The organism is Qipengyuania sp. RANM35, from assembly GCF_041021145.2.
GTDB lineage: Bacteria > Pseudomonadota > Alphaproteobacteria > Sphingomonadales > Sphingomonadaceae > Qipengyuania > Qipengyuania soli.
The window spans coordinates 1083078-1105990 of the sequence record NZ_CM196433.1 but is presented as its reverse complement, the minus strand read 5'-3'; the positions used below and the strand labels follow the sequence as shown (position 1 = coordinate 1105990).

The window sequence follows — 22913 nt, the reverse complement described above, 5'->3', positions numbered from 1 at the left end:
TCGTCAGCGTCCCCTGCTGGCAATTTCGTCCATCGCGTCGCGCAGTTTGGGATCCCATTCGGCCTTTAGCTCCCTGATTTTTGCCAAGAGCGCCTCGTTCTCGTGCGCGGGAATATCGAGGCGATAGACATCTGCAATCTCGCGCATCGAGGTACGGTCCATCGCTTCCCAAGCATCGACCATGGCGATCGCGGCCTGACGGTCGTGACCCAGCGCCTCGTATACCGACCGGCCCATGCGCAACGCGCTGTCATAGGTTTCGCGAACGATGTCTCGGCAACCCATCGCCCACAAATGGTATACGTGGTCCCGGTCCTTGGCGCGTGCGATCACATGCAGGTCCGGGAAGTTGTCGCATGCGTAACGGACAAGCTTGTCGATCTGCTCGCGCTCGTCGAGCGCCACGACCAGTATCCTGGCCCTGTCGATCCCCGCGCTGGCAAGAAGGTCGGGCCGTGTCGCATCGCCGTAATAGGTTTTGATGCCGAACTTCTTCAGATTTTCGAGATGCTGGCTGTTGTAGTCGATGACGGTCGCATGGTGCCCTGCCGCATCGAGCATGCGGTCGACTATGCCACCGACACGACCGCGCCCGGCGATGATGATGGGGTTTTCGACCTCGATCGTGTCGGCATCCCGTACGTCCGACGCGCCGCAATAGGCGTGCGCGATGACCTTGTCGAAAAGGATGAACAGCAATGGCGTAACGAGCATGGTCAGGGCCACGATCAGCAACAGCAGATCGGCCATGTCCTGTGGGAGGATCGCATTGGCGACAGCGAAGGAAATCAGGACAAAGGCGAACTCGCCCGCTTGGGGCAGCGCCAGAGCGAACAGCCACAGCGATTCCCTCCGCAATCCGGAGAGTCTGCCAACGAAAAGTAGCACGGCAATCTTCACCAGGATGACGACTGCCGCCCAGAAGGCGACTTCCCCGAACCGTTCGAAGGCAAGAGCAAAGTCGATACCGGCCCCGACGGTGATGAAGAACAGGCCGAGCAACAGCCCCTTGAACGGGTCCACGTCGCTTTCGAGCTCGTGCCGGTATTCGCTGTTGGCCAGCACGACGCCCGCGATGAATGTGCCGAGGGCCGGTGAGAGGCCGACCAGCGTCATGAGCAGTGCTATACCGATGACGAAAACGAGGCCGGCGGCAGTGAAGAGTTCGCGTAGATTGGCCTTGGCAATGAAGCGGAAGATCGGCCGGGTCAGGTAATTCCCGGTGAATGCGACTGCAGCCACTGCGCCCACTCGAACGAGCGCAGCCATCCACGCAGACATGTCCGCCGTAAGGTCGAAGCCTCCGCCGTGGGCTCCTGCTTCACCCTCGGCGGCGACTACACCGAACTGGGGAAGTGCGAGCAGTGGCAGTATTGCGAGAATGGGAATGACCGCGACGTCCTGGAAGAGAAGGACCGAGAAGGATGCTTCCCCGCCTTCGCTTTTCATCAAGCCTTTCTCGTTGAGCGACTGGACGATGATCGCGGTGGACGACAATGCGAGGATCATGCCGATGGCTAGCGCAGTCTGCCACTGGTTGCCGCTGACGAGCGCAACGGCTGCGAGCGCGAGAGTGGTGAAAACGACCTGCCCTCCACCCGTGCCGATAAGTTTGCCACGCATCGCCCAAAGCTGCTTGGGTTCAAGCTCCAGTCCGACGATGAACAGCATCATCACGACGCCGAATTCGGCGAAGACCTGAAGAGCCTCTACGTCGACCCTGAGCGCGGCGAGCAGCGGGGCAATCGCCATTCCCGCAAGAAGGTAGCCGAGCACCGACCCCAATCCGAGGCGCGAGGCGATCGGAACAGCCACCAGGCCCGCCACGAGGATGAGGAAGGCGAGGATCAGGAAACCGGTCAACTCGCTCTCCCCCTACTTGTGGCGCAGGTCAGATATGCAGCGCCCGCCCGTAGGCCGCAAGCACGCTCTCGTGCATGCTTTCGCTGATGGTCGGATGCGGGAAGACGGTGTTCATCAGCTCCGCCTCGGTCGTTTCCAGCGTCTTGCCGACGACGAAGCCCTGGATCATCTCGGTGACTTCCGCGCCGACCATGTGCGCGCCGAGCAGTTCGCCGGTCTTTGCATCGAACACGGTCTTCACGAAGCCCGCAGCTTCACCCAGCGCGATCGCCTTGCCGTTGCCGACGAAGGGGAACTTGCCGACCTTGAGCGTGTAGCCAGCTTCCTTGGCCTTCGCCTCGGTCAGGCCGACGCTGGCAATCTGCGGATGGCAGTATGTGCAACCCGGGATGTTGCCGCGGTCGAGCGGGTGCGGGTGGACGTCCTTGTTGCCGAGTTCCTTGGCAATGGCCTCGGCGGTGGTGACGCCTTCGTGGCTCGCCTTGTGCGCAAGCCAGGGTCCGGGGGTGCAGTCGCCGATCGCCCACAGGCCCTTCGACTTCGTGCGGCCGTAGGGATCGATCTGGATGAAGCCGCGATCCATCTCAACCAGCTTTTCGAGACCCACGTTCTCCGTGTTCGGGACGATCCCGATGGCGACGATGACGTGGCTGAACTCGGTCTCGGTAACCGTGCCCTTGCCGTCCTTGATCTTGGCCTTCACGCCCTTGCCGGAGACGGCCAGCGCCTCGACCCCGGCGCCAGTCATGATCTCGATACCCTGCTTGGTCAGCGAGGCTTCGAGGAATTCCGACACGTCGACATCCTCGACCGGAACGATCCGGTCGAGCATTTCGACCACGGTCACATCGCAGTCCATGTCGTTATAGAAGCTGGCGAACTCGATCCCGATGGCACCCGAACCAATCACCAGCAGCTTCTTGGGCATTTCGGGCGGGGTCATCGCGTGGCGATAGGTCCACACGCGCTTGCCATCGGCAGGGGCGAACGGCAGGTCGCGCGCTCGCGCGCCAGTGGCCACGATGATGTGCTTGGCGGTGAGCTTCTCCTCGCCCTTTTCGCCCTTCACGGTGAGACTGGTCGGGCCGGTCAGCGTACCGGTTCCCATGTGCACCGTAATCTTGTTCTTCTTCATCAGGTGCGTGACGCCGGCGTTGAGCTGCTTCGCAACGCCGCGGCTGCGCTTCACTACCGCCTCGAGGTCCGCCTCGATCTTGCCCGCGATCTTCAGGCCATAGTCGCTCGCATGCTGGGCATAGTGGAGGATCTCGGCCGAGCGCAGCAGCGCCTTGGTCGGGATACACCCCCAGTTGAGGCAGATGCCGCCGAGCAATTCGCGCTCGACGATCGCGGTCTTGAGGCCCAGCTGCGCGCAGCGGATCGCTGCGACATAGCCGCCGGGTCCGGAGCCGAGAACGATGACGTCGTAGGAAGCAGACATGATGGATTAGCCTTCGGTTTGTCCGACAGGATGGAACACATGGAACACGGTACTGCAGCTAAAAAGCAGCGGCTCCGCGCGGGGGAAAACGGAATAGGTATTCGGGCGGTGTGCGGGGCTGGTCATGCCGCCGATGGTACCCACAGAGGGGGATGTAGGACATTGCTCACGCCCGGTTCGCCGCGACGGCCCGGGGCCGGTCGTTATCGTCGAGCAACACGAACTTGAACGTGCCTTGCGCGACTTTTGTCTCGGCCTCGCCATTGCGCTCGCGAGCTATGGCTTCGGCGGTGATGGTGAGCGAGGTGTTTCCGATCGCAGCGACTGCGCAATAGACCGAGAGCTCGTCGCCCACCTGCATCGCGCCGGGGAAGGCGAAATCGGTTGCCGAGACGACCACCGCCTTGCCCTTGCCCTCGCGGCTCGCAAGCGATCCTGCGCCGAGCGCCATCTGGCTCATCAGCCACCCGCCGAACACCCCGCCATAAGGGTTGAGGTCGGTCGGCATGGCGGTGGCCCTGATCGTGAGCTCACCTTTCGACATCGACCTAGACCACCAGCCCCATAGGGTTCTCGACCAGCTGCTGGAACGCCTGCATCAGCGCTGCGCCGTCGGCGCCGTCGATGGCGCGGTGGTCGAAGCTGCCCGTGGCGCTCATCACGGTGGCGACGCCGAGCGCGCCGTCGATAACCCAGGGGCGCTGCTCGCCCGCGCCGACCGCGAGGATCATCGCCTGCGGCGGGTTGATCACCGCGTCGAACTGCTTGGTGCCGAACATGCCGAGGTTGGAAAGCGAGGCGGTGCCGCCCTGGAATTCATGCGGCTGCAGCTTGCCGTCCTTGGCCTTGCCCGCCAGCTCCTTCATCTCGGTGCTGATCTGCGCGAGGCCCTTGCGGCCCGCATCGCGGATGATCGGGGTGATGAGACCCGAAGGCGCGGCGACCGCTACCGAAATGTCCTCGCGGGCATACTGGTAGAGCTCGTCGCCCTGGAAGCTGACGTTGCACTTGGGCACGCGCTGGAGCGCGCGGGCAAGAGCCTTGATCAGCAGGTCATTGACCGACAGCTTCACCCCGTCCGCTTCGAGCGACTTGTTGAGCTCGGCGCGCAGCTTGAGCAGCGCATCGAGGCGCACGTCCACGGTGAGGTAGATGTGCGGAATCGTCTGCTTCGCTTCGGTCAGGCGGCGTGCGATAACCTTGCGGACATTGTTGAGCTTCTGCGCCTCGTATGGCGCATCGAGATCGCCACCGAGCGTTGCGGGCTTGGCCGGAGCCGGTGCGGCAGGAGGGGCAGTCTCCGCCTTCGCCGGTGCTGCGCCGGGGCTGGCGCCCTCGACATCGGCCTTGACGATACGGCCGTTGGGGCCGCTGCCCTTGACCCCTGCAAGGTCCACGCCCTTCTGCTCGGCAATCCGCTTGGCAAGCGGCGAGGCGAGAATGCGGTCGCCAGAAGCCTTGGGTGCCGCGGAAGCTGCGGGCGTAACAGTGGGAGCGGGAGCCGGAGCCGGTGCAGCCTCGGCCTTGGGTGCGGGCTTGGCTTCCTCAGCAGCAGGTGCGGCCGCCGCAGCCGCGCTGACATCCTCGCCCTCTTCGGCAAGCATGGCGATGACCGTGCCGACCTTCACGCCTTCGGTCCCGGCCTCGACCGCGATGGAGGCGATCACGCCTTCGTCCACCGCCTCGAATTCCATCGTCGCCTTGTCGGTTTCGATCTCGGCCATGATGTCGCCGGCGCTCACGGTATCGCCGGGTTTAACCAGCCATTTTGCGAGGGTTCCCTCCTCCATGGTGGGCGAAAGGGCGGGCATCTTGATCGGCGTGGGCATGTTTGACGTTACGTCCTCGCTGGGGAGAGAGTTCGCTGGCACCTCTGGCCAAAATGAACCGTTGCTGCAAGGTGCTTGCGCAGAATACGAATTACCGAGTAACCCGCGCCAAGGGAGCCGGGGAGCACATATGCGTATCTACCTAGTCGTGATGGACGAGACCGACGAAGCGAAACAGGCGCTTCGCTTCGCCTCGCTGCGTGCGCAGAAGACCGGCGGATCGGTCCATATCCTCGCGCTGGTGCCGCAGCAGACCTTCAATGCCTTTGGCGCGGTCCAGGCCACCATCGAGCAGGAAGCGCGCGAACGGGCCGAGGTCATGGCCAACAACGCAGCCGGCAACATTTTCGCCGAAAGCGGCCGGATGCCGGTCATCGCCGTGCGTCCCGGTGCCCCTGCAGACGTCATCCGCAAGTACATCGAAGAGCACGGCGAGATTGCGGCGCTGGTGCTGGGGGCCAGCGCCGATGGCGGGCCGGGTCCGCTGGTAAACCACTTCTCCGGCCATGCGGGCGGGCTGAGCTGCCCGCTCTATCTCATCCCCGGCGGATTGAGCCGCGAGGACCTCGACCGCCTAGCCTAGCGCTTCTTGCCGCGACCCTGGTGGCGGATGTTCTTGGGTCTTCCTCGCTGGCCCTGCTCGTGCTTCTGCCGGGGAGCGCCTTTCCCCTTTTTCGGTGGCTTGCTGCGCGGCGGCGGACGGTGGCCGCGCTTCTCGATCGCGGCACCGTCGCTATCGGGCACTTCGAACTTGAGCGCGCCGGTCAACGCATTGGCTTCGGCCAGTTTCAGCTTGAGCCGGTCACCGACGGCATATTCGGTGCCGGTTTGCTCGCCGATCAGCTTCTGCGCTTTCTCGTCGTAGCTGAAATACTCGCGGCCCAGCGTGCTAACCGGGACCAGCCCGTCACCGCCCAGCTTGTCGATCGTGGCGAAGAAGCCGAAACCCTGCACGCCGGTTATGCGCGTGTCGAAGGTCTCGCCGACGCGGCCCGAGAGCCAGGCTGCGACGTAACGGTCGATGGTGTCGCGTTCCGCCTCCATCGCCCGGCGCTCGGTCTGACTGATCGCGTCGGTGATCTGGTGCAACGCGCTCTTGTCGCGATCCGACAGGCCCGTGGTTTCGGGCAGGTCGAGTTTCGGCTTCGGCTGCTCGAGCTTGTAGGCATCGACCAGCGCCCGGTGGACCAGCAGGTCGGAATAGCGGCGGATGGGCGAGGTGAAGTGGGCATAGCTGCCCAGCGCAAGGCCGAAGTGGCCGGCGTTCGCGGGGCCGTAATAGGCCTGGGTCTGGCTGCGCAGGACCGCCTCCATGATCAGCGCCTTTTCGGACGGATCGGCAATGTCCTTGAGCATGCGGTTGAACAGGCCTGGAGTGATGACCTGGCCCATCGCCAGCTTGCGGCCTTGCGTGGCGAGATAATCGCGCAGGGCAATCAGTTTCTCGCGGCTCGGCTGTTCGTGGATGCGATAGACCACGGGTGCGGTCTTGGCCTCCAGGGCCTTGGCAGCGGCGACGTTGGCGGCGATCATGAAATCCTCGACCACGCGGTGCGCATCGAGGCGTTCGCGAATGGCGATCTCCTCAATCTTGCCCGCGTCGTTGAGCTTCACCTGCCTCTCGGGCAGCTCGAGGTCGAGCGGATCGCGTGCCTCGCGTGCCTTGAACAGCAGTTTCCACGCCCCCCACAGGTTCTGGAGGTATTCGGGCGCCTCGCCGCCGTCGATGGCAGCCTGCGCGTCCTCATAGGCGATGTTGGCCGCAAGGCGGACGATGGCGCGGGTGAAGCGCCAGCTGTCGACCTTGCCCTCTGTATCGATGTGCATGTGGCAGGCCATCGCAGCGCGATCGACGTCCTGCTTGAGCGAACAGACGTCTGCGCTGAGAATCTCGGGGAGCATCGGCACGACGCGGTCGGGGAAATAAACCGAATTGCCGCGCTTCCTTGCCTCGCGATCAAGCGCGCCTCCGGGGCGGACGTAGTAGGACACATCGGCAATTGCGACGATGGCGTTGAAGCCGCCCTTCCCGTCCGGCTCGGCCCAGATGGCATCGTCATGGTCGCGGGCATCTGCAGGGTCGATCGCCACGATGGGAACCGCACGCAGGTCTTCGCGGTGATCGTGCGAAAGCGCGAGTTCGGTCGCCCGCTGTGCTTCGTCGAGCGCTTCCTGAGCGAAAATGTGCGGAATGCCGTGCTTGGCGATGGCGATCAGGCTGAAGGCCTTGGGCGCCAGCGGATCACCGATGACCTCCACCACCTTGACCTTCGAGCGGACCGATTTGCCCATTCGCTCGGCGAGGACGAGGTCGCCCTCCTTGGCCTCGCCAAGTTCGCCGATGGGCGCGGAATCGCGGACGCGCTTGTCGACCGGCGCAAGCCAGGGATTGCCCGCACCGTCCATTTCGACGACGCCCATCATCCCCTCGGTGCGCGCCGGCAGCTTTTTCATCGGGTGAGCGATCCAGCCGCTACCGACCTCTTCAGTGCGAGCCAGGAATCGATCGCCGCGCTTGAGCGCAGCCATCTTCTTCGTTTCCTTGACGATCAACCGCGGCGGTTTTCCGGGCGCATCAGGTGCCCAGTTTTCGGGCTCGGCGATCGGCTCACCATCCTCGATGCCAACCACCTTCAGTACGGTCACCTTCGGGACGCCGCCCATCCGGTGATAGGCAGTGCGCTTCCCGTCGATCAGGCCTTCTTCGGCCATGTCCTTGAGTCGCTTCTTGAGCGCGATCTTCTCCTGCCCCTTGAGGCCGAAGGCCTTGGCGATTTCACGCTTGCCTGCGGGGGTTTCGGAGCTCTGGAGGAATTCGAGTATCTGTTCCTTGCTCGGCATCCCCGCCTGCAATTTCGCGGGGCGCCGGCTTTTGTTCTGTTTTGTCATGCGCGCCATATGGGGACGCGCTTACTCGCTGTCATCCTTCTTGGATGAGACGGGCGCGTATTGGCCGGCCGGGACCGCGCTCGCAACGGGTCCGCTCGTGCCGTCATTGCCGATTGCGCTGACCCCGAAGATCCAGTCGTCGCCGCGTACGCCTTCAAGGCGGGCATTGGTCGCGACGACGTTCGCGATCACCGGCTCCTCGGGCCAGTAAGGCTCGTCGGTACGACGCTGCCAGACCGAGTAACCGATGGCACCCGGCACCTCCTCCCAGCTGACATCGGTGAAGGTCTGGACCGCCGCCTTCGCGATGGACTTGGGCGGGTTGGGAGTGCGGGCAAGAGCGTCAAGTGCGCGAATGTTCAACTGCGTGACGCGGGCAAGGTAGGGAAAGTCCATCTTGTCGGGCGTATCGCCATATTCGATGCCGTCCTCGGTCCGCAGGTCCTGGTGCTGCCAGTTGTAGTTCTCGACCGCGACCGTAATCCGGACCGCGGGATACCCCTTCTCGAGGAACGGTATCTGGTCCCCGCCGCGCCCCATGCGGTCGGCACGCCAGATCTGACGGACATCGAGGCTTCCGTCCGTGTTCTCAGCGAGCCGGTCGATATACCGCGAGAGATTCCTGCCGGGAGTGTCGTTCTCCCCGCCTTCCCTTCGCTGCATGGCGCGCAGTTCGTTGGTCAGGTCGGCACGCGGGCCTTCCGAGAAAACGCGGACATGAGCCGCGTCACAATATCCGTCGCTGCCGCAGGACCCGCCAACAATATCGTTGTTCAGCACGGCCTTGACGTTCCAGCCCTGCTCCGCCGCATAGTCAGCCAACAGGCGGCCGCCGAAGAGGCCCTGTTCCTCACCCGAGAGCAGCGCATAGACGATGGTAACCGGATAGCGCTTTTGGGAGAGGTTGCGCGCCGCTTCGAGCACCAACACCGTTCCCGAACCGTCGTCATTCGCGCCCGGCGCATCCTTCTGCCAGTCTAGAGGATCTGAAACGCGACTGTCGATGTGCCCCTGAACGATCACCACTTCGTTCGGGCGTTCATAACCGCGCTGCATCGCCACTGCGTTGCGCAGGCGGACCGGGTTGGGGATGCGGTCCCCTTGCACCATGCGTTCCGGGGCCACGACTTCGAGGCATCCTCCGCACTGCGTCGAAATTCGTCCGAATTCGGCAAGGCCCCAGTCGACCGCCGCGCCGATCCCGCGCTTCGGATTATCCTGCTCGGACAACGTGTGCCGCGTTCCGAAGGCAACCAGCGTGTCGATATCCGCGCGCAGACGAGCTTCCGAAACCTCTGCGGCAGGATCGGGTATGGGCGGAGGCGTGCCTTGCGCCGAAAGCGATGTCGAAACGAGGACGGTGAGAAGTGCGAGCTTTTTCATGCCAGCCCGTCTCGGCCAATCCCCGTGTCAGATCAAGTCAGTAGGCCTTTGCCAGCAGCACCCGCTCGACCGCCTTCTCGCCAGTAAAGATGCAAGCGCCGTCGGCAGGTGCCGAACCGATCGGCACGTTGCGCATGGTGAGCTTGTGCGCCTTGAGCTGCTCGACAATCTTGTCGAGCGCGGCCCCGGTGGGCTTCGACCACTGGACTTCGACCCAACCAGGGTACTTGGCATCGCCACTGAAATGCGCCTCAACCTGCGCGAATTCGGTTACACCGCGGGTCATGTTGGCTTCCCGGCGTTCGGTCGCCTGTGTAAGCAGCGCTGCCTGCATGTCGGCGAGCACATCGGGGATGGTCTGACCGGCCACTTCGCGCGTCGGGGTCTGGAAGGCGGGTTTTCCGGTCGCTTCGTCCCACAACCGGTCGCGGCGCAGCATGCTGACCACGCCGTTTTCCATGTCGCGGCCACCGACTTCGACGATGACCGGGGCACCTTTGCGCACCCAGTCCCAGCGTTTCTGGGCGGCCTTGCCCGGGCGCGTATCCAGCAGGACGCGCAGCGGTTCGCCCAGCACATGCTGGCTGGCGAGCGTCGCACGCAGGCCCTCGCAATATTCGATAAGCTTCGCATCGCCGTCATCTTCGCGCAGCATCGGCAGGATGATGACCTGCTGCGGCGCGATCCTGGGAGGCAGGCGAAGGCCGTCGTCATCGCCATGCGTCATGATGACCCCGCCGACCATGCGGGTCGATACACCCCAGCTGGTTGTGTGGGCATATGTCTGCGAGCCTTCGCGGTCCTGGTACTGGATGCCGCTGGCCTGCGCGAAATTGGTGCCGAGATAGTGGCTGGTGCCGGCCTGCAGCGCCTTGCCGTCCTGCATCATCGCCTCGATCGACCAGGTCTCGACCGCACCGGGGAAACGTTCGTTCTCGGGCTTCTCGCCAGCGATCACGGCGAGGCTCAAGTCCTCGTCCGCAAAGGCGCGATAGACTTCGAGCATGCGAAGCGTGTGTTCCTTCGCCTCGGCCTCGTCGGCGTGTGCCGTGTGGCCTTCCTGCCAGAGGAATTCACTGGTGCGCAGGAACATGCGGGTGCGCATTTCCCAGCGGACGACGTTGGCCCACTGGTTGAGCTTGAGCGGGAGGTCGCGCCACGACTGGACCCAGCGGGCCATCGCGTCGCCGATGATGGTCTCGGAGGTGGGACGGACGACCAGCGGTTCTTCCAGCTTTGCCTCGGGATCGGGGATCAGCCCCCCCTCGGGACCGGCGATAAGGCGGTGATGCGTGACCACGGCCATTTCCTTGGCGAAGCCGTCGACATGCTCTGCCTCCCGGGCGAAGTTCGAGAGCGGGATGAACAGCGGGAAATAGCAATTGTCATGGCCAGTCGCCTTGATCCGGTCATCGAGCAGGCGCTGCATGCGCTCCCAGATGCCGTAGCCCCATGGCTTGATGACCATGCAGCCGCGCACCCCCGATTCCTCGGCCATTTCGGCGGCGGAGATGACTTCCTGGTACCAGGCGGCGAAATCGTCGGCGCGCTTGGTGTTCAAGGCATGGCGGATCTGGGCCACGTCGCAAATTCCCGTAATCTAGCAGTTCAAAAGGCGACGGGCCGATGCCGCTATTTGCTGAGTTCGTCCAGCTTCTTCTGCATCGCCGCCATTTGCTCGCGCATCTTGGCAAGCTCGTCCGACTGGTCCGGCTTGGCTGCCTTGCGCGCTCCGGGGATGAAGGCTTCGGCCGCGCCCTGCATCATCTTCAGGTTCACTTCGGCCATCTTGGCAAGCGGGTTCGACGAAATGCCCTTCATGAAGGCGTCATGCAGTTGCTCGCGGTTCTTGCGGAAATTGGCCATGCTCGCTTCGAGGTAACTCGGCATCATCGACTGCATCGAATTGCCGTACATCGAGATAAGGTCGCGCAGGAAGCTGACCGGCAGCATCTGCGATCCGCTGGATTCTTCCTCGACGATGATCTGCGTCAGGATGGTGTGGGTGATGTCGTCGCCTGTTTTCGCGTCGAGCACCTGGAAGTCGACATTTTCGCGCACCATGCCGGCGAGGTCGTCGAGCGTAATATAACTACTGGTATCGGTGTTGTAGAGCCGCCGGTTAGCGTATTTCTTGATGATGATCGGCTCGCCTTCAGCTGTACGCTTGGCCATGTGCTCGCAACTCCCCGTTTGTGCGTTGCGATGGCCTTAGCACTCGCACAATGTGCAGCGCAACACGCAGCTGTCAGCGAGTGAAGCGACGTCCCAGAACGGTAAGCAATTCATATTGCGAAAGAGTGGTTTGCTGCGCAGCATCGGGCAGATGATAGGGTAATTCGACCCAGTCACCCTCGGCAATTCCGGGCGCCTGGGTCAGGTCGATCACGATCATGTCCATCGAGACCTTCCCGAGGATCGGGAGCGAAATGTCGCCGTACTTGAAGCTTCCGCCACCCCAGGCGCGAAGTATACCGTCAGCGTATCCAAGCGAGACGACACCGACACGCATGGCCGTGGGCGCAGTGAACGTGGCGTTGTAACCGACGGTATCGCCGGCAGAGAGAGTTCGGGTCTGGATGATCGCTGCGCGCGGGCGGGCTACCTGACGGATTGCACCATCGAATGCGGCTGTCGGGACGCCCCCGTACAGAGCAAGGCCGGGCCGTGTCAGCGCAAAGTGGTAGTCGCCGCCAAGACCGATTCCGGCGCTGTTGGCGAGGCTGGCTTCCCGATGCCGAACCTGCGGGAGGACGGTTTTGAAGCTCTCCAACTGGCGCTTGTTCATTTCGCTATCCTCGTCGGAGGATGCGAGGTGGCTCATCAGGATTTGCACGTCGAGCGCCTGGATCGCGGGATCGCCAATCTCTCCGATCGACAGACCGAGGCGGTTGATCCCGGTGTCGATCATCAGGTGGCATGGGCCCCCGCCCGACTGGTTCCAAAGGTGCGCCTGCCGGACACTGTCGATGATCGGCAAGACCCCCGTGGCGCGAGCGTAGTCGGCTTCCACGCTCGTGAGCGGTCCGTGGAGCACGGCAACCTGCGTAGCCGGGACATGCGCGAGGACTGCCGGAACCTCACTCCAGTGCGCCACGAAGAAGTCCCGACATCCCGCATCGCGCAAGGCTGGCACACAATTGTCGACGCCGAGCCCATAGCAATCGGCCTTCACCGCAGCCCCTGCCCTCGCCGCGCCGGACATGGCGTCAAGCGCGCGCCAGTTGTGGGCAAGCGCGTCGGTGTCGATATCGAGCCGCAGAGTCGGCGGCGGCAGTTCGGTCATCAAATCCTCATGGAAGTACGGGCGAGACCGGCGGATCCTCTCCGCTTTCCTCGAAGTCGCTCGGCGGTCCGCTCGGGATACCCCACCATGCCACGACGAGGCCGAAGGCCATCACTCCCCAGCAATACCAGAGGCCCGCGTAGGCGTTCCCGGTGCTGGCGACAATATACCCCGCGATGAGTGGCAGGAATCCGCCGAGATAGCCCGCGCCCATGTGATACGGGATCGACATTGAGGAATATCGGATACGCGCCGGGAACATCTCCGCAAGCAGCGCCGCAACCGAGCCGTAGGTCAGCGCGGACAGCATTCCCAGCGAGCAAAGCAGCGCGATGATCCCGATGAGGCTTCCAAGTGGCGGCGTCTGCTTGGCGAAATCGTAACCCTTGGCTTCGAGTGCGACCTGAAGTGCATTCTTGCGGCCTGCGTCGTCGGCCATGTCAATCGGGATATTCTCACCACCCACCGTCGCGCGAGCCTCGCCGTAAGGATCGGCAACAGTGTAAGAGACGCCTAGAGAAGTCAGGTCTGCAAGGAGGCGGCCGCATTCGGTGGCCTGTTTGCTGGCGAAGGGATCGTAGGTGCAGTTCTCTCCCGCAACCACGACCGGAGCTTCGCGCGCGCTGCTGGCGAGACCGGGATTACTCAGTGCACCGAGCCCCCAGAAGATCGGGAACAGGAAGACCAGCGTCGCGATCGCACCGATGATGATCGGTTTCTTGCGGCCCACCTTGTCGGACCAGCGTCCGACCCAAATGTAGAACGACATTGAGATCAGGCCCGAGATGAGCATGACCCACTCGGTCAGGCTGTCCTCCATCCGCATCGGGCCGCGGAGGAACGACAGGCCATAGAAGAAGGCGGTGTACCAGATCACCGTCAGCACACCCGCAACGCCGAAGAGAGCGACGAAAATGCGCTTCTTGTTGCCAGGGTAGGTGAAGCTCTCGACGAAGGGGTTGCCTGCTGTCTCTCCGGCAGCCTTCATCGCCTGGAACACCGGGCTCTCGTTAAGCTTCAGTCGCATCCAGAGAGATATGGCCAGCAGGATTATCGAGAGCAGGAATGGCACGCGCCAGCCCCAGGCTGCGAAGTCGTCGGCAGGGATCAATGCGCGGCATGCAGCCACCACGGCGATCGAAAGCACGAACCCGCCGACCACGCTCGCCTGGATGAAGCTGGTGTAGTATCCGCGCTTCTCTGGCGGAGCGTGTTCGGCGACATAGATAGCCGCGCCGCCATATTCACCGCCGAGCGCCAGGCCCTGGAGGATGCGGAGGCCGAGCACGATAAGTGGCGCAGCAAGGCCAATGCTCGCGGCCCCGGGGATGAGGCCAACGCCCGCCGTGGCGATGCCCATGAGAGTAACCGTCACGAGAAAGGTGTATTTTCGACCCAGCTTGTCCCCGAGGAAGCCGAAGAGGATGGCACCCAGAGGCCGAAACCCGAAGCCGACAGCAAAGCCCGCCCAGACCAGCAGGATTTCCAGCGTCTCGTTGTCGCTCGGGAAAAAAGCAGCGCCGATGAGTGCGGCAAGCGTGCCGTAGATGAAGAAATCATACCACTCGAAGATCGTCCCCGCCGAACTTGCCGCGATGACCAGGCGAATTTCCTTGTCGGTCGGTTCCCTGTGCGTGGCGCCATCTGCAGCCATTCGTAATGCTCCCCTCTCGGTCCCTTTGTATTTAGAGCAAGCGGTCTAGCCGCCGCCCTCCCCCTTGCAAAGCGCATCGATCGCCGCTCTCCACGGCAGCTGGATCGCCTCGTGCCGTCCGGGATAATCGCGTGCCGGAATCAGCGCAGTGAATCGCGGCCAGCGTGGCAGCCCCTCCCCACCAGAAAGCCAGACCGCGATTTCTTCAAGGTGCTCCTGCAATTCTCTAGCCGTCAGGCCCTCTGCCGAGCGCGCGAAGATAGCGGCGGCGGCCTGCCCGACAGCGCAGGCTGCCACTTTCAACCCAGGTTCGGAGACGACCCCGGTCGACATTGAAGAGAGGGCGATCGTGCTGCCACAAGTGCGCGATCGGGCATGGCCCAGGGCAGGTGCTGAGGTCCGGATCGGGTAATCGGCAAGTTCGACGGCGAGTGACAGCAATTGCGGAGAATACAGCACCCCGCTTGGCCTGACGGTCATTCTTCCCCGGCAGCCTGCTGCTTGTTGAGACGCGCACGGCGTTCCGCCAACACTTCTACCAAGGCGCGCGAGCTTGCGTCGACCAGTTCATAGCTGCGTGCGGTTGTGATCCACGCTGGGCGCCCCTTGTAGCTCCACACGGTATCGTAGCCGAGCACGAGGAGAGAAAAGGCGAGGATCGTGATCAAGATGCCTTTGAGCGCGCCGAAGCCGAAACCCAGCACGCGGTCGATCGGTCCGAGAATCGAATTCTTCGAAGCTTGCCCTACGTTGTTGGCGATGACCTTCATCGCGGCATAGGGAATGAGGAGCAGCAATGTGAACGCGAGCAGCGAGGTCGTGATGTCGGCCCCGATGTAATTCTGCATGGCCAGCGTCAGCGGGGTGTGCAGGTAGCGGATGGCAAAAGCCGCAAGAACCCAGGCCCCCAGCGAAAGTACCTCCTGCACGAAGCCACGCATAAAGCCGCCGACAGCGGCTATGCCCACGATGAGCAGAACTATGAGATCGAAACCCGTCATGACCCTTTGGACGGGTATTAGGTCCCGACGATACGGTCAACGAGGTTCGCGAGTTGTCCCAAGCCTGAGTAATCGAGTTCCGAAGAGATGCCCTTGGCATCGGACGGACCGAAACCTTTTGCGAAACCGAGCTTGGCGGCTTCGCGCAGGCGCATCCCCGCGTGGGCCACAGGCCTGACTTCGCCTGAAAGCGACACCTCGCCGAGCCAAACACTGCGTTCGGGTAATGGTTTGTCGGCAAGTGCGCTCACCAGCGCCGCGGCAACTGCGAGGTCTGCGGCAGGATCGGACAGCCGATATCCACCCGAGACGTTGAGATAGACTTCTGCCGAACTGAAATTGAGACCACATCGCGACTCCAGGACTGCGAGCAACATGGCCAGTCTCCCGCTATCCCAGCCAACCACGGCCCGGCGCGGTGTTGCACCCGACTGCAGCCGGACGATGAGCGCCTGTATCTCGACAAGAACGGGTCGCGTCCCTTCCATGGCGGGAAAGACCGCGCTGCCCGCCATCGGCCGGTCATGGCCGGAGAGGAACAGCATGGACGGGTTGGCGACCTCTTCCAGTCCTTCGCCGGCCATGGCGAAGACGCCGATCTCGTCGACAGCACCGAAGCGGTTCTTGAGCGCGCGCAGGATGCGATACTGGTGACTGCGCTCTCCCTCGAAGCTCATCACCACATCGACCATGTGCTCCAGCACGCGTGGCCCGGCGATGTTACCGTCCTTGGTGACATGGCCGACCAGCACCAGCGCGACATTGTTTTCCTTGGCGTAACGAATGAGTTCGAAAGCGCATCCACGCACCTGGCTCACCGTGCCGGGAGCGCCCTCGATCGTGTCTGAATGCATTGTCTGAATCGAATCGATCACAAGGAAACGCGGTGCATCCATCCCGCCAAGCGTCGTCAGGATGTCGCGTACACCTGTCGCAGAGGCGAGCTTGACCGGCGCATCGGACAGGCCGAGCCGTGCGGCCCGCATGCGCACCTGGCCCGTCGCTTCTTCCCCGCTGACATAGACGACCCCATGTCCCTCACGGGCAATCCGGGCCGCAGCCTGCAACAGGAGGGTCGACTTCCCGATTCCCGGATCACCGCCCATGAGTATGGCGGATCCGGGCACCAGCCCGCCTCCCAGCGCGCGGTCGAATTCGGCAAGTCCGGTCGGTTGACGCGTCGGAAGAAGGCCCGGCTTGTCGAGATCGACGAACTCGATCCCCCTGCCCCCGCTCGATAGGTCGTGCTTGAGCGAGAAGACCGTTGCGGGCGCTTCTTCGCTCAACGTGTTCCACTCGGCACAGTCGGCGCACTGCCCCTGCCAGCGGTGTGAGACACTGCCACAGGCTTGGCAGACATAGCGTTTCTTTGGCTTGGCCATGCAGTCTAGCTAACCGGAACAATTCAAGAACGCAATTGCCTTGCGCGTTCTATCCATGCATGACAGTCTTCGATGCGTCAGAAAGAATTGCGAATTGCGCTGATCTGCTACGGCGGGGTGAGCCTGGCGGTCTACATGCACGGTGTAACACGCGAGTTATGGCAGCTGGCGCGGGCGAGCCGGGATTTTCATACCCATGATGCGCCCCGCAGTGGCGTCGATGCGGTATATCGCCGGCTCCTCGAAAGAATTGAAGAAGACCAGGGCCTGCGCATCCGCATCCTGCCCGACATCATGAGCGGTGCCAGCGCGGGCGGGATAAACGCCGTCTTCCTCGCCCAGGCAATCCATTCCGGCCAGTCCCTCGAACCACTGACCAATCTGTGGCTTGAGGTTGCCGACGTGGACCAGCTCGTGGACCCCGATGCCAAACCCGCGTGGCGCTTGTCGAAGATCTGGGCTCAACCATTCGCCAACTGGATGCTTAGCCGTCCTGGTAGCGACATCGCCAACACGGTGGCGCCCGAAACGCGCGCCGAAGTCGAGCACAAGGTTTCGCACCTGATCCGCGGTCGCTGGTTCGAACCACCCTTTTCCGGGCTCGGATTTTCCAAACTGCTGGAAAAGGCATTCAGCGCGATGGCGGAAACCCGATCGGAAGCGCCGTTGCTTCCTCCGGGTCATCCGCTGGACCTTTACGTCACAACGACCGATTACCACGGCTACCTCGAACTGTTGCGGCTCAACAGTCCGCCGGTGGTCGAGGACACAGAGCATCGAATGCCTATCACCTTTCGTGCTCGCAGCCCGCTGCATGGAGGAGAAAGTCTCGCAAATCCGCTGGAACTCGTTTTTGCCGCTCGCGCGACGGCCAGCTTCCCCGGCGCTTTCCCCCCACTTCGGATCGAGGAAATCGATGCGCTCGCCGAGCAATCGGGTCGCCATTGGAGCGGGCGCGAGGCTTTTCTCGAACGCATCATGCCGGTCCATGCCGAACGCGACACCATGCACCATGTGTCGCTGATCGATGGGTCGGTGCTGGTGAACAAGCCCTTCGCCGGGGCAATCGCCGCATTGCAAGGCCGCCCGGCCCAGCGTGAGGTCGACCGGCGCTTTGTCTACGTTGATCCACGCCCCGACCGTTTCAGTCATCGGCGTGAGGGCCTGGACCAGCCCGTCGGTTTTTTTTCCGCAATTTTCGGCTCGCTCTCGACGATCCCGCGCGAGCAACCGATCAGGGACAATCTCGAGCAACTGGAGGAACAAAGCCGCGAGGCCGCGCGGATGACGCGCATCGTTGCCGCTCTGCGTCCAGAGGTCGATGCGGCGGTGGAGAAACTGTTCGGAAGGACGCTGTTTCTCGATCGCCCAACTCCTCCCCGTCTCGCAGCCTGGCGCAAGAAGGCCCAGCAAGCAGCGGCGGAAACGGCAGGATACGCGTTTCATTCATACGCCCAAGCCAAGTTTGCCGGCATCGTTACCCGACTGGCGCGCCTTTCGTTGTTGGCAGCGCCAAAGCTGGGGCTTGAAGATACCGGCCCGATCGAGACCGTCTTGCGTGCTGAACTGGAACGCCGCGGACTCGCCAGTCTCGTTGCACCTGGCGGCGGAGCATCTGCAGAGGCTATCGATTTCCTTCGCAGGTACGACATAGGCTTTCGCATCCGCCGCCTGCGACTTCTGGCCCGCAGGCTTTCACGCGATTGGGAGGCGGACCCGGACATTCCCGACGACGCCCTCGAGGCAGGCCGCGATGCGGTCTACAAGATCATGTCCTTGTTTTTCGAGTTGGAGGGTGTCGCCGCGCTGGGTGCCAAATTCGAACCATTGGCACAGCGTGTCATGACCGAGCCGGGACCGGTACTGGATTTCATCGATATCGCCCGGAACCTGCCATCGGTGGACGATCAGGCAGAAGAAATGTTGGCCGATGCGCTTGAAGCGATGCCGAAGAACCTGCGTCGTCGCATGCTATTCGCCTACCTCGGCTTTCCCTTTTACGACGTCGCCACGCTTCCGTTGCTTCGCAACGAGGGTCTGACCGAATTCGATCCGGTGAAAGTCGACCGGATCAGTCCCGACGACGCCCGCAGCATTCGCGCAGGCGGTACGCAGGCTACCTTGCGCGGGATCGAGTTCTACAATTTCGGAGCATTCTTCAGTCGCGCCTATCGCGAGAACGATTATCTCTGGGGGCGGCTGCACGGGGCCGAACGCATGATCGACCTCGTCTGTTCAACGATGCAGCACCCCTTCCCGGAGGACACGATACGGCACTTCAAACGCGACGCATTTCACGCCGTCCTGGACGAGGAGCAGGTATCGGCGCGCTGTTCGCTGAAGCTTATCGACGAGATCAGGCGTGAAGTGAACGAGAGGCTACATTAACCCCCGAAGGTGCTTTTCAGCTTGTCGAAAAAGCCCCGGCTTTCCGGGCATTCGTCGCCAGTTTCGGTTTCACGGAACTGCTCGAGTAGCGCTCGCTGCTGCTTGCTGAGCTTCGTGGGAGTTTCCACGGCGATTTCGATAACGAGATCGCCGCGTCCTCGTCCCTGAAGGACAGGCATGCCGGCACCACGCTGGCGCAATTGCTTGCCCGACTGGATGCCCGCCGGAATCTCGATCGTGACTTCCTCGCCATCAAGGTTGGGAATATCGATCGAACCGCCCAGGGCAGCCTTGGTGAAGCTGATCGGCACGCGCGTAGCCAGCGTGGTGCCTTCGCGCTGGAAAATCGCATGCGGCTTCACATGGACGAAGATGTAGAGATCGCCCGGGGGCGCTCCACGCGGTCCGGCCTCCCCCTTTCCGGAAAGCCGAATGCGCGTACCGGTATCAACACCGGGCGGGATTTCGACTTCGAGCTTTTGCGGGCGATCAACCCGCCCTTCCCCGCCGCAATCGCGGCACGGCGAGGTGATTACCTCGCCACTGCCATGGCAGTTCGGACAGGGACGTTCGACAACGAAGAAGCCCTGCTTGGCCCTTACCTGTCCGCGCCCGCTACAAAGGTTGCAAGTACGTGCACGCGTTCCGGGCGTCGCACCCGAGCCATGGCAGGTCTCGCAGTTCTGCGAGACCTCGATCTCGATCTCGGCGGACTTGCCATGAAAAGCATCCTCGAGATCGATCTGCATGTCGTAGCGCAGGTCGGCTCCGCGACGCGGTTGTGCACGACCACCGCCGCCGAAGGCGCTGCCGAAGATGGTTTCGAAGATATCGCCGATGTCGCCGAAATCTGAGCCCGGATGGCCTGCACCCGGTCCACCATTCTGGAAGGCTGCATGGCCGTAGCGGTCATAGGCCGCACGCTTTTGCGGGTCCTTGAGGCATTCATAGGCGGCGCTCACCGCCTTGAACTTGTCCTCGTTCTCCTTGCACCCGGCATTGCGATCCGGATGATACTGCATCGCAAGCTTGCGATAGGCGCTCTTGATGGTCGCGCCGTCCGCATCGCGCGAAACGCCCAGGACCTCGTAAAAATCAACTTCGGTTGCTGACATTGTTCTATCCGCCCCAAACCTAGCCGCCACCGGCGCTAATTGGCACCGGTGGCGGTTGGGTTATCATCAGGCGATCAGTTCTTGCCGTCTTCGTCGACTTCGGAGAATTCCGCGTCGACCACTTCCTCGTCGGCAGCGGCATCGCCGCCGGCGGCATCACCTTCAGGGGACGGTGAGGCTGCAGCAGCCTGCTCGGCTTCGTAGATGGTCTGACCCATCTTCATCGCCACTTCGGTCAGCTCCTGCGAGGCGCTGTTGATCGCGGCAGCATCGTCGCCTTCGAGCGCGGTCTTCACGGCCGCAATCTTGGTTTCGATGTCCGACTTCAGCGAAGCGTCGATCTTGTCGCCATGTTCGGCGAGCTGCTTTTCGGTCGTGTGGACCAGGCTGTCGGCCTGGTTGCGCGCTTCCGCACCCTCACGCCGCTTCTTGTCTTCCTCGGCGAACTTTTCGGCATCCTTGACCATCTGGTCGATGTCGGCGTCGCTGAGGCCGCCCGAGGCCTGGATGCGGATCTGCTGTTCCTTGCCGGTACCCTTGTCCTTGGCCGACACGTTGACGATGCCGTTCGCGTCGATGTCGAAGGTGACTTCGATCTGTGGCACGCCGCGAGGCGCCGGGGGCAGGCCGACGAGGTCGAACTGGCCGAGCAGCTTGTTGTCCGCTGCCATCTCGCGCTCACCCTGGAACACGCGGATCGTAACGGCCTGCTGGTTGTCCTCGGCCGTCGAGTAGGTCTGCGTCTTCTTGGTCGGGATCGTCGTGTTGCGATCGATCATGCGGGTGAACACGCCGCCCAGCGTTTCGATGCCCAGCGAAAGTGGGGTCACGTCGAGCAGAAGGACGTCCTTGACGTCACCCTGCAGAACGCCGGCCTGGATGGCAGCACCCATGGCGACGACTTCGTCCGGGTTCACACCGGTGTGCGGCTTCTTGCCGAAGAACTCTTCGACCACTTCGCGCACCTTGGGCATGCGGGTCATACCGCCCACCAGAACCACTTCGTCAACGCCGCCCTTGTCGATACCGGCATCGGCCAAGGCCTTCTTGCAGGGCTCCAGCGTGCGCTGGATGAGGTTGCCGACGAGCTGCTCGAGCTTCGAACGGGTCAGCGTTTCCACCAGGTGCAGCGGCGTGGTTGCGCCACCTTCCATGCGGGCAGTGATGAAGGGCAGGTTGATTTCGGTCTGGGCCGAGCTCGACAGTTCGATCTTGGCCTTTTCGGCTGCTTCCTTGAGGCGCTGAAGGGCGAGCTTGTCGGTGCGGAGATCCATGTTCTCCTTCTTCTTGAACTCGTCCGCGAGGTATTCGACAATCGCGCTGTCGAAGTCTTCGCCGCCCAGGAAGGTGTCGCCGTTGGTCGACTTCACCTCGAAAACGCCGTCACCGATCTCGAGGATCGAGACGTCGAAGGTGCCGCCACCAAGGTCGTAGACTGCGATCGTCTTTCCGTCGTCCTTCTCCATGCCATAGGCAAGAGCGGCTGCGGTCGGTTCGTTGATGATGCGCAGGACCTCGAGACCCGCGATCTGGCCAGCGTCCTTGGTCGCCTGGCGCTGCGCGTCGTTGAAGTATGCGGGAACGGTGATGACCGCCTGGGTCACCGTTTCGCCGAGATAGCTTTCGGCGGTTTCCTTCATCTTCTGGAGGATGAAGGCGGAAACCTGGCTGGGGCTGTATTCCTCGCCACCTGCTTCGACCCATGCGTCGCCGTTCTTGCCCTTGACGATGTCGTAGGGGACCAGCTCCATGTCCTTCTTGGTCATGGGGTCATCGAAGCGGCGGCCGATGAGGCGCTTGATCGCGAAAAGGGTGTTGTCCGGGTTGGTAACGGCCTGGCGCTTGGCAGGCTGGCCGATCAGGCGCTCGCTGTCCTTGGTGAAGGCAACGATCGAGGGCGTGGTGCGCGCGCCTTCCGAATTCTCGATGACCTTGGGCTTGCCGCCGTCCATCACGGCGACGCAGCTGTTGGTGGTGCCGAGGTCGATACCGATTACTTTAGCCATGGTTTCCCCATCAGTTGGTTCGTTGGACGCCGCCCTGTCGGTCTCCCGTCATTGGCAAGACCACTCGGCGGCTCGTTGAGAGTGGTGTGTTAGGTGTGTGTTACTGATGGGATATAGGTGCGGTTTCACTTGGCACAAGAGAGGTGCCCCGCTAGTTTTTTGACCCGTACAACAGGGAGACAATTCGATGAATTTCGCGCGTTTCGCAGGCTTGGCCCTTCTCGCAGCTGCATTGCCTCTGGCAGGATGCACAGGAGGCAATGCTCCATCCGAAACGTCTGCGGACAAGAGCGAAACGGGACTGGAAATCACCAATGCCCGCTTGGTTCTCCCCGCCGTTTCCGGAAATCCGGGCGCGGTCTATTTCAATGTCGAGAACAAGGGTGACCGCAATGTCGCCATCCGCAGTGCCAGCGTCAAAGGCGCAAGCAGTGCAATGATGCACGAAATGGCCGAGTGGGACGGCGAGATGGTCATGGGTGAAATGGGTCCCCCCATGCTCCAGCCCGGCGATAAGGTCAGCTTCGAGCCGGGCGGAAAGCATGTCATGGCCTTCGATCTAGACTCCTCGCTGGTAGCCGGGGGCAAGACTGAGCTGACACTGACGATTGCTGGTGGCAAGAGCGTGACTGCCGAAGCAGATATCAAGGGTCCTGGGGACGAGCGCTGACCAACC

At 62.6% G+C, this 22913-nt stretch carries 18 protein-coding genes; 3 read left to right on the top strand and 15 right to left on the bottom strand.

Annotated elements, in window-relative coordinates; translation table 11 throughout:
* Positions 1-3 precede the first annotated feature (3 nt).
* The 4 genes from RAM60_RS05585 to RAM60_RS05570 all read right to left on the bottom strand — a co-directional run bounded on the left by RAM60_RS05585 (position 4) and on the right by RAM60_RS05570 (position 5133).
* Positions 4-1863: a monovalent cation:proton antiporter-2 (CPA2) family protein gene (locus tag RAM60_RS05585; protein ID WP_369025232.1), complete on the bottom strand. Its 1860-nt coding sequence runs from the start codon at positions 1861-1863 to the stop codon at positions 4-6.
* A 28-nt stretch (positions 1864-1891) separates the two neighbouring features.
* Complete coding sequence (gene lpdA, locus RAM60_RS05580; protein WP_369025233.1) at positions 1892-3304, bottom strand: dihydrolipoyl dehydrogenase; 1413 nt, start codon at positions 3302-3304, stop codon at positions 1892-1894.
* A 166-nt stretch (positions 3305-3470) separates the two neighbouring features.
* Positions 3471-3848, bottom strand: a complete 378-nt coding sequence (locus RAM60_RS05575) for an acyl-CoA thioesterase (RefSeq protein WP_369025234.1) — start codon at positions 3846-3848, stop codon at positions 3471-3473.
* A 4-nt stretch (positions 3849-3852) separates the two neighbouring features.
* A complete protein-coding gene (locus RAM60_RS05570) occupies positions 3853-5133 on the bottom strand; it encodes a pyruvate dehydrogenase complex dihydrolipoamide acetyltransferase (protein ID WP_369025235.1) in 1281 nt (426 codons plus the stop codon).
* A 130-nt stretch (positions 5134-5263) separates the two neighbouring features.
* Here RAM60_RS05570 and RAM60_RS05565 point away from each other — a divergent pair, with 130 nt between their 5' ends.
* Positions 5264-5716 carry a universal stress protein gene (locus tag RAM60_RS05565; protein ID WP_200983810.1) on the top strand — a complete coding sequence of 151 codons (453 nt, stop codon included), beginning with the start codon at positions 5264-5266 and terminating at the stop codon, positions 5714-5716.
* On the opposite strand, the gene rnr is transcribed toward RAM60_RS05565, so the two are convergent.
* The 9 genes from rnr to radA form a co-directional block, all read right to left on the bottom strand.
* Positions 5713-7974, bottom strand: coding sequence for a ribonuclease R (gene rnr / locus RAM60_RS05560; RefSeq protein WP_369025236.1), 2262 nt, complete (start codon positions 7972-7974; stop codon positions 5713-5715). The genes RAM60_RS05565 and rnr overlap by 4 nt on opposite strands.
* A gap of 69 nt (positions 7975-8043) precedes the next feature.
* On the bottom strand, positions 8044-9405 hold the full coding sequence (locus tag RAM60_RS05555) for a M28 family peptidase (protein WP_369025237.1): 1362 nt from the start codon (positions 9403-9405) through the stop codon (positions 8044-8046).
* A 37-nt stretch (positions 9406-9442) separates the two neighbouring features.
* Complete coding sequence (proS, locus tag RAM60_RS05550; protein ID WP_369025238.1) at positions 9443-10987, bottom strand: proline--tRNA ligase; 1545 nt, start codon at positions 10985-10987, stop codon at positions 9443-9445.
* Between the two features lie 50 nt (positions 10988-11037).
* Positions 11038-11580 carry a polyhydroxyalkanoate synthesis repressor PhaR gene (gene phaR / locus RAM60_RS05545; protein ID WP_200983804.1) on the bottom strand — a complete coding sequence of 181 codons (543 nt, stop codon included), beginning with the start codon at positions 11578-11580 and terminating at the stop codon, positions 11038-11040.
* A gap of 73 nt (positions 11581-11653) precedes the next feature.
* Positions 11654-12691 (bottom strand): alanine racemase, encoded by a 1038-nt coding sequence (locus RAM60_RS05540; RefSeq protein WP_369025239.1) that lies wholly within the window; start codon positions 12689-12691, stop codon positions 11654-11656.
* A gap of 7 nt (positions 12692-12698) precedes the next feature.
* Positions 12699-14345, bottom strand: a complete 1647-nt coding sequence (locus RAM60_RS05535; RefSeq protein ID WP_369025240.1) for an MFS transporter — start codon at positions 14343-14345, stop codon at positions 12699-12701.
* A 45-nt stretch (positions 14346-14390) separates the two neighbouring features.
* The gene (locus tag RAM60_RS05530; RefSeq protein ID WP_369025241.1) at positions 14391-14825 is read right to left on the bottom strand and encodes an iron-sulfur cluster assembly scaffold protein; all 435 of its coding nucleotides are present in this window, start codon (positions 14823-14825) and stop codon (positions 14391-14393) included.
* The gene (locus RAM60_RS05525) at positions 14822-15346 is read right to left on the bottom strand and encodes a CvpA family protein (RefSeq protein ID WP_369025242.1); all 525 of its coding nucleotides are present in this window, start codon (positions 15344-15346) and stop codon (positions 14822-14824) included. The genes RAM60_RS05530 and RAM60_RS05525 overlap by 4 nt, the downstream gene beginning before the upstream one ends.
* 17 nt (positions 15347-15363) lie before the next feature.
* On the bottom strand, positions 15364-16728 hold the full coding sequence (gene radA / locus RAM60_RS05520) for a DNA repair protein RadA (protein WP_369025243.1): 1365 nt from the start codon (positions 16726-16728) through the stop codon (positions 15364-15366).
* Between the two features lie 72 nt (positions 16729-16800).
* On the opposite strand from radA, the gene RAM60_RS05515 reads away from it, so the two are divergent.
* Positions 16801-19116, top strand: a complete 2316-nt coding sequence (locus RAM60_RS05515) for a patatin-like protein (RefSeq protein WP_369025244.1) — start codon at positions 16801-16803, stop codon at positions 19114-19116.
* On the opposite strand, the gene dnaJ is transcribed toward RAM60_RS05515, so the two are convergent.
* Positions 19113-20231 carry a molecular chaperone DnaJ gene (dnaJ, locus tag RAM60_RS05510; protein WP_200983797.1) on the bottom strand — a complete coding sequence of 373 codons (1119 nt, stop codon included), beginning with the start codon at positions 20229-20231 and terminating at the stop codon, positions 19113-19115. The genes RAM60_RS05515 and dnaJ overlap by 4 nt on opposite strands.
* 74 nt (positions 20232-20305) lie before the next feature.
* Positions 20306-22237: a molecular chaperone DnaK gene (dnaK, locus tag RAM60_RS05505; protein WP_200983796.1), complete on the bottom strand. Its 1932-nt coding sequence runs from the start codon at positions 22235-22237 to the stop codon at positions 20306-20308.
* A gap of 187 nt (positions 22238-22424) precedes the next feature.
* On the opposite strand from dnaK, the gene RAM60_RS05500 reads away from it, so the two are divergent.
* Positions 22425-22907 (top strand): copper chaperone PCu(A)C, encoded by a 483-nt coding sequence (locus tag RAM60_RS05500; RefSeq protein WP_369025245.1) that lies wholly within the window; start codon positions 22425-22427, stop codon positions 22905-22907.
* Positions 22908-22913 lie beyond the last annotated feature (6 nt).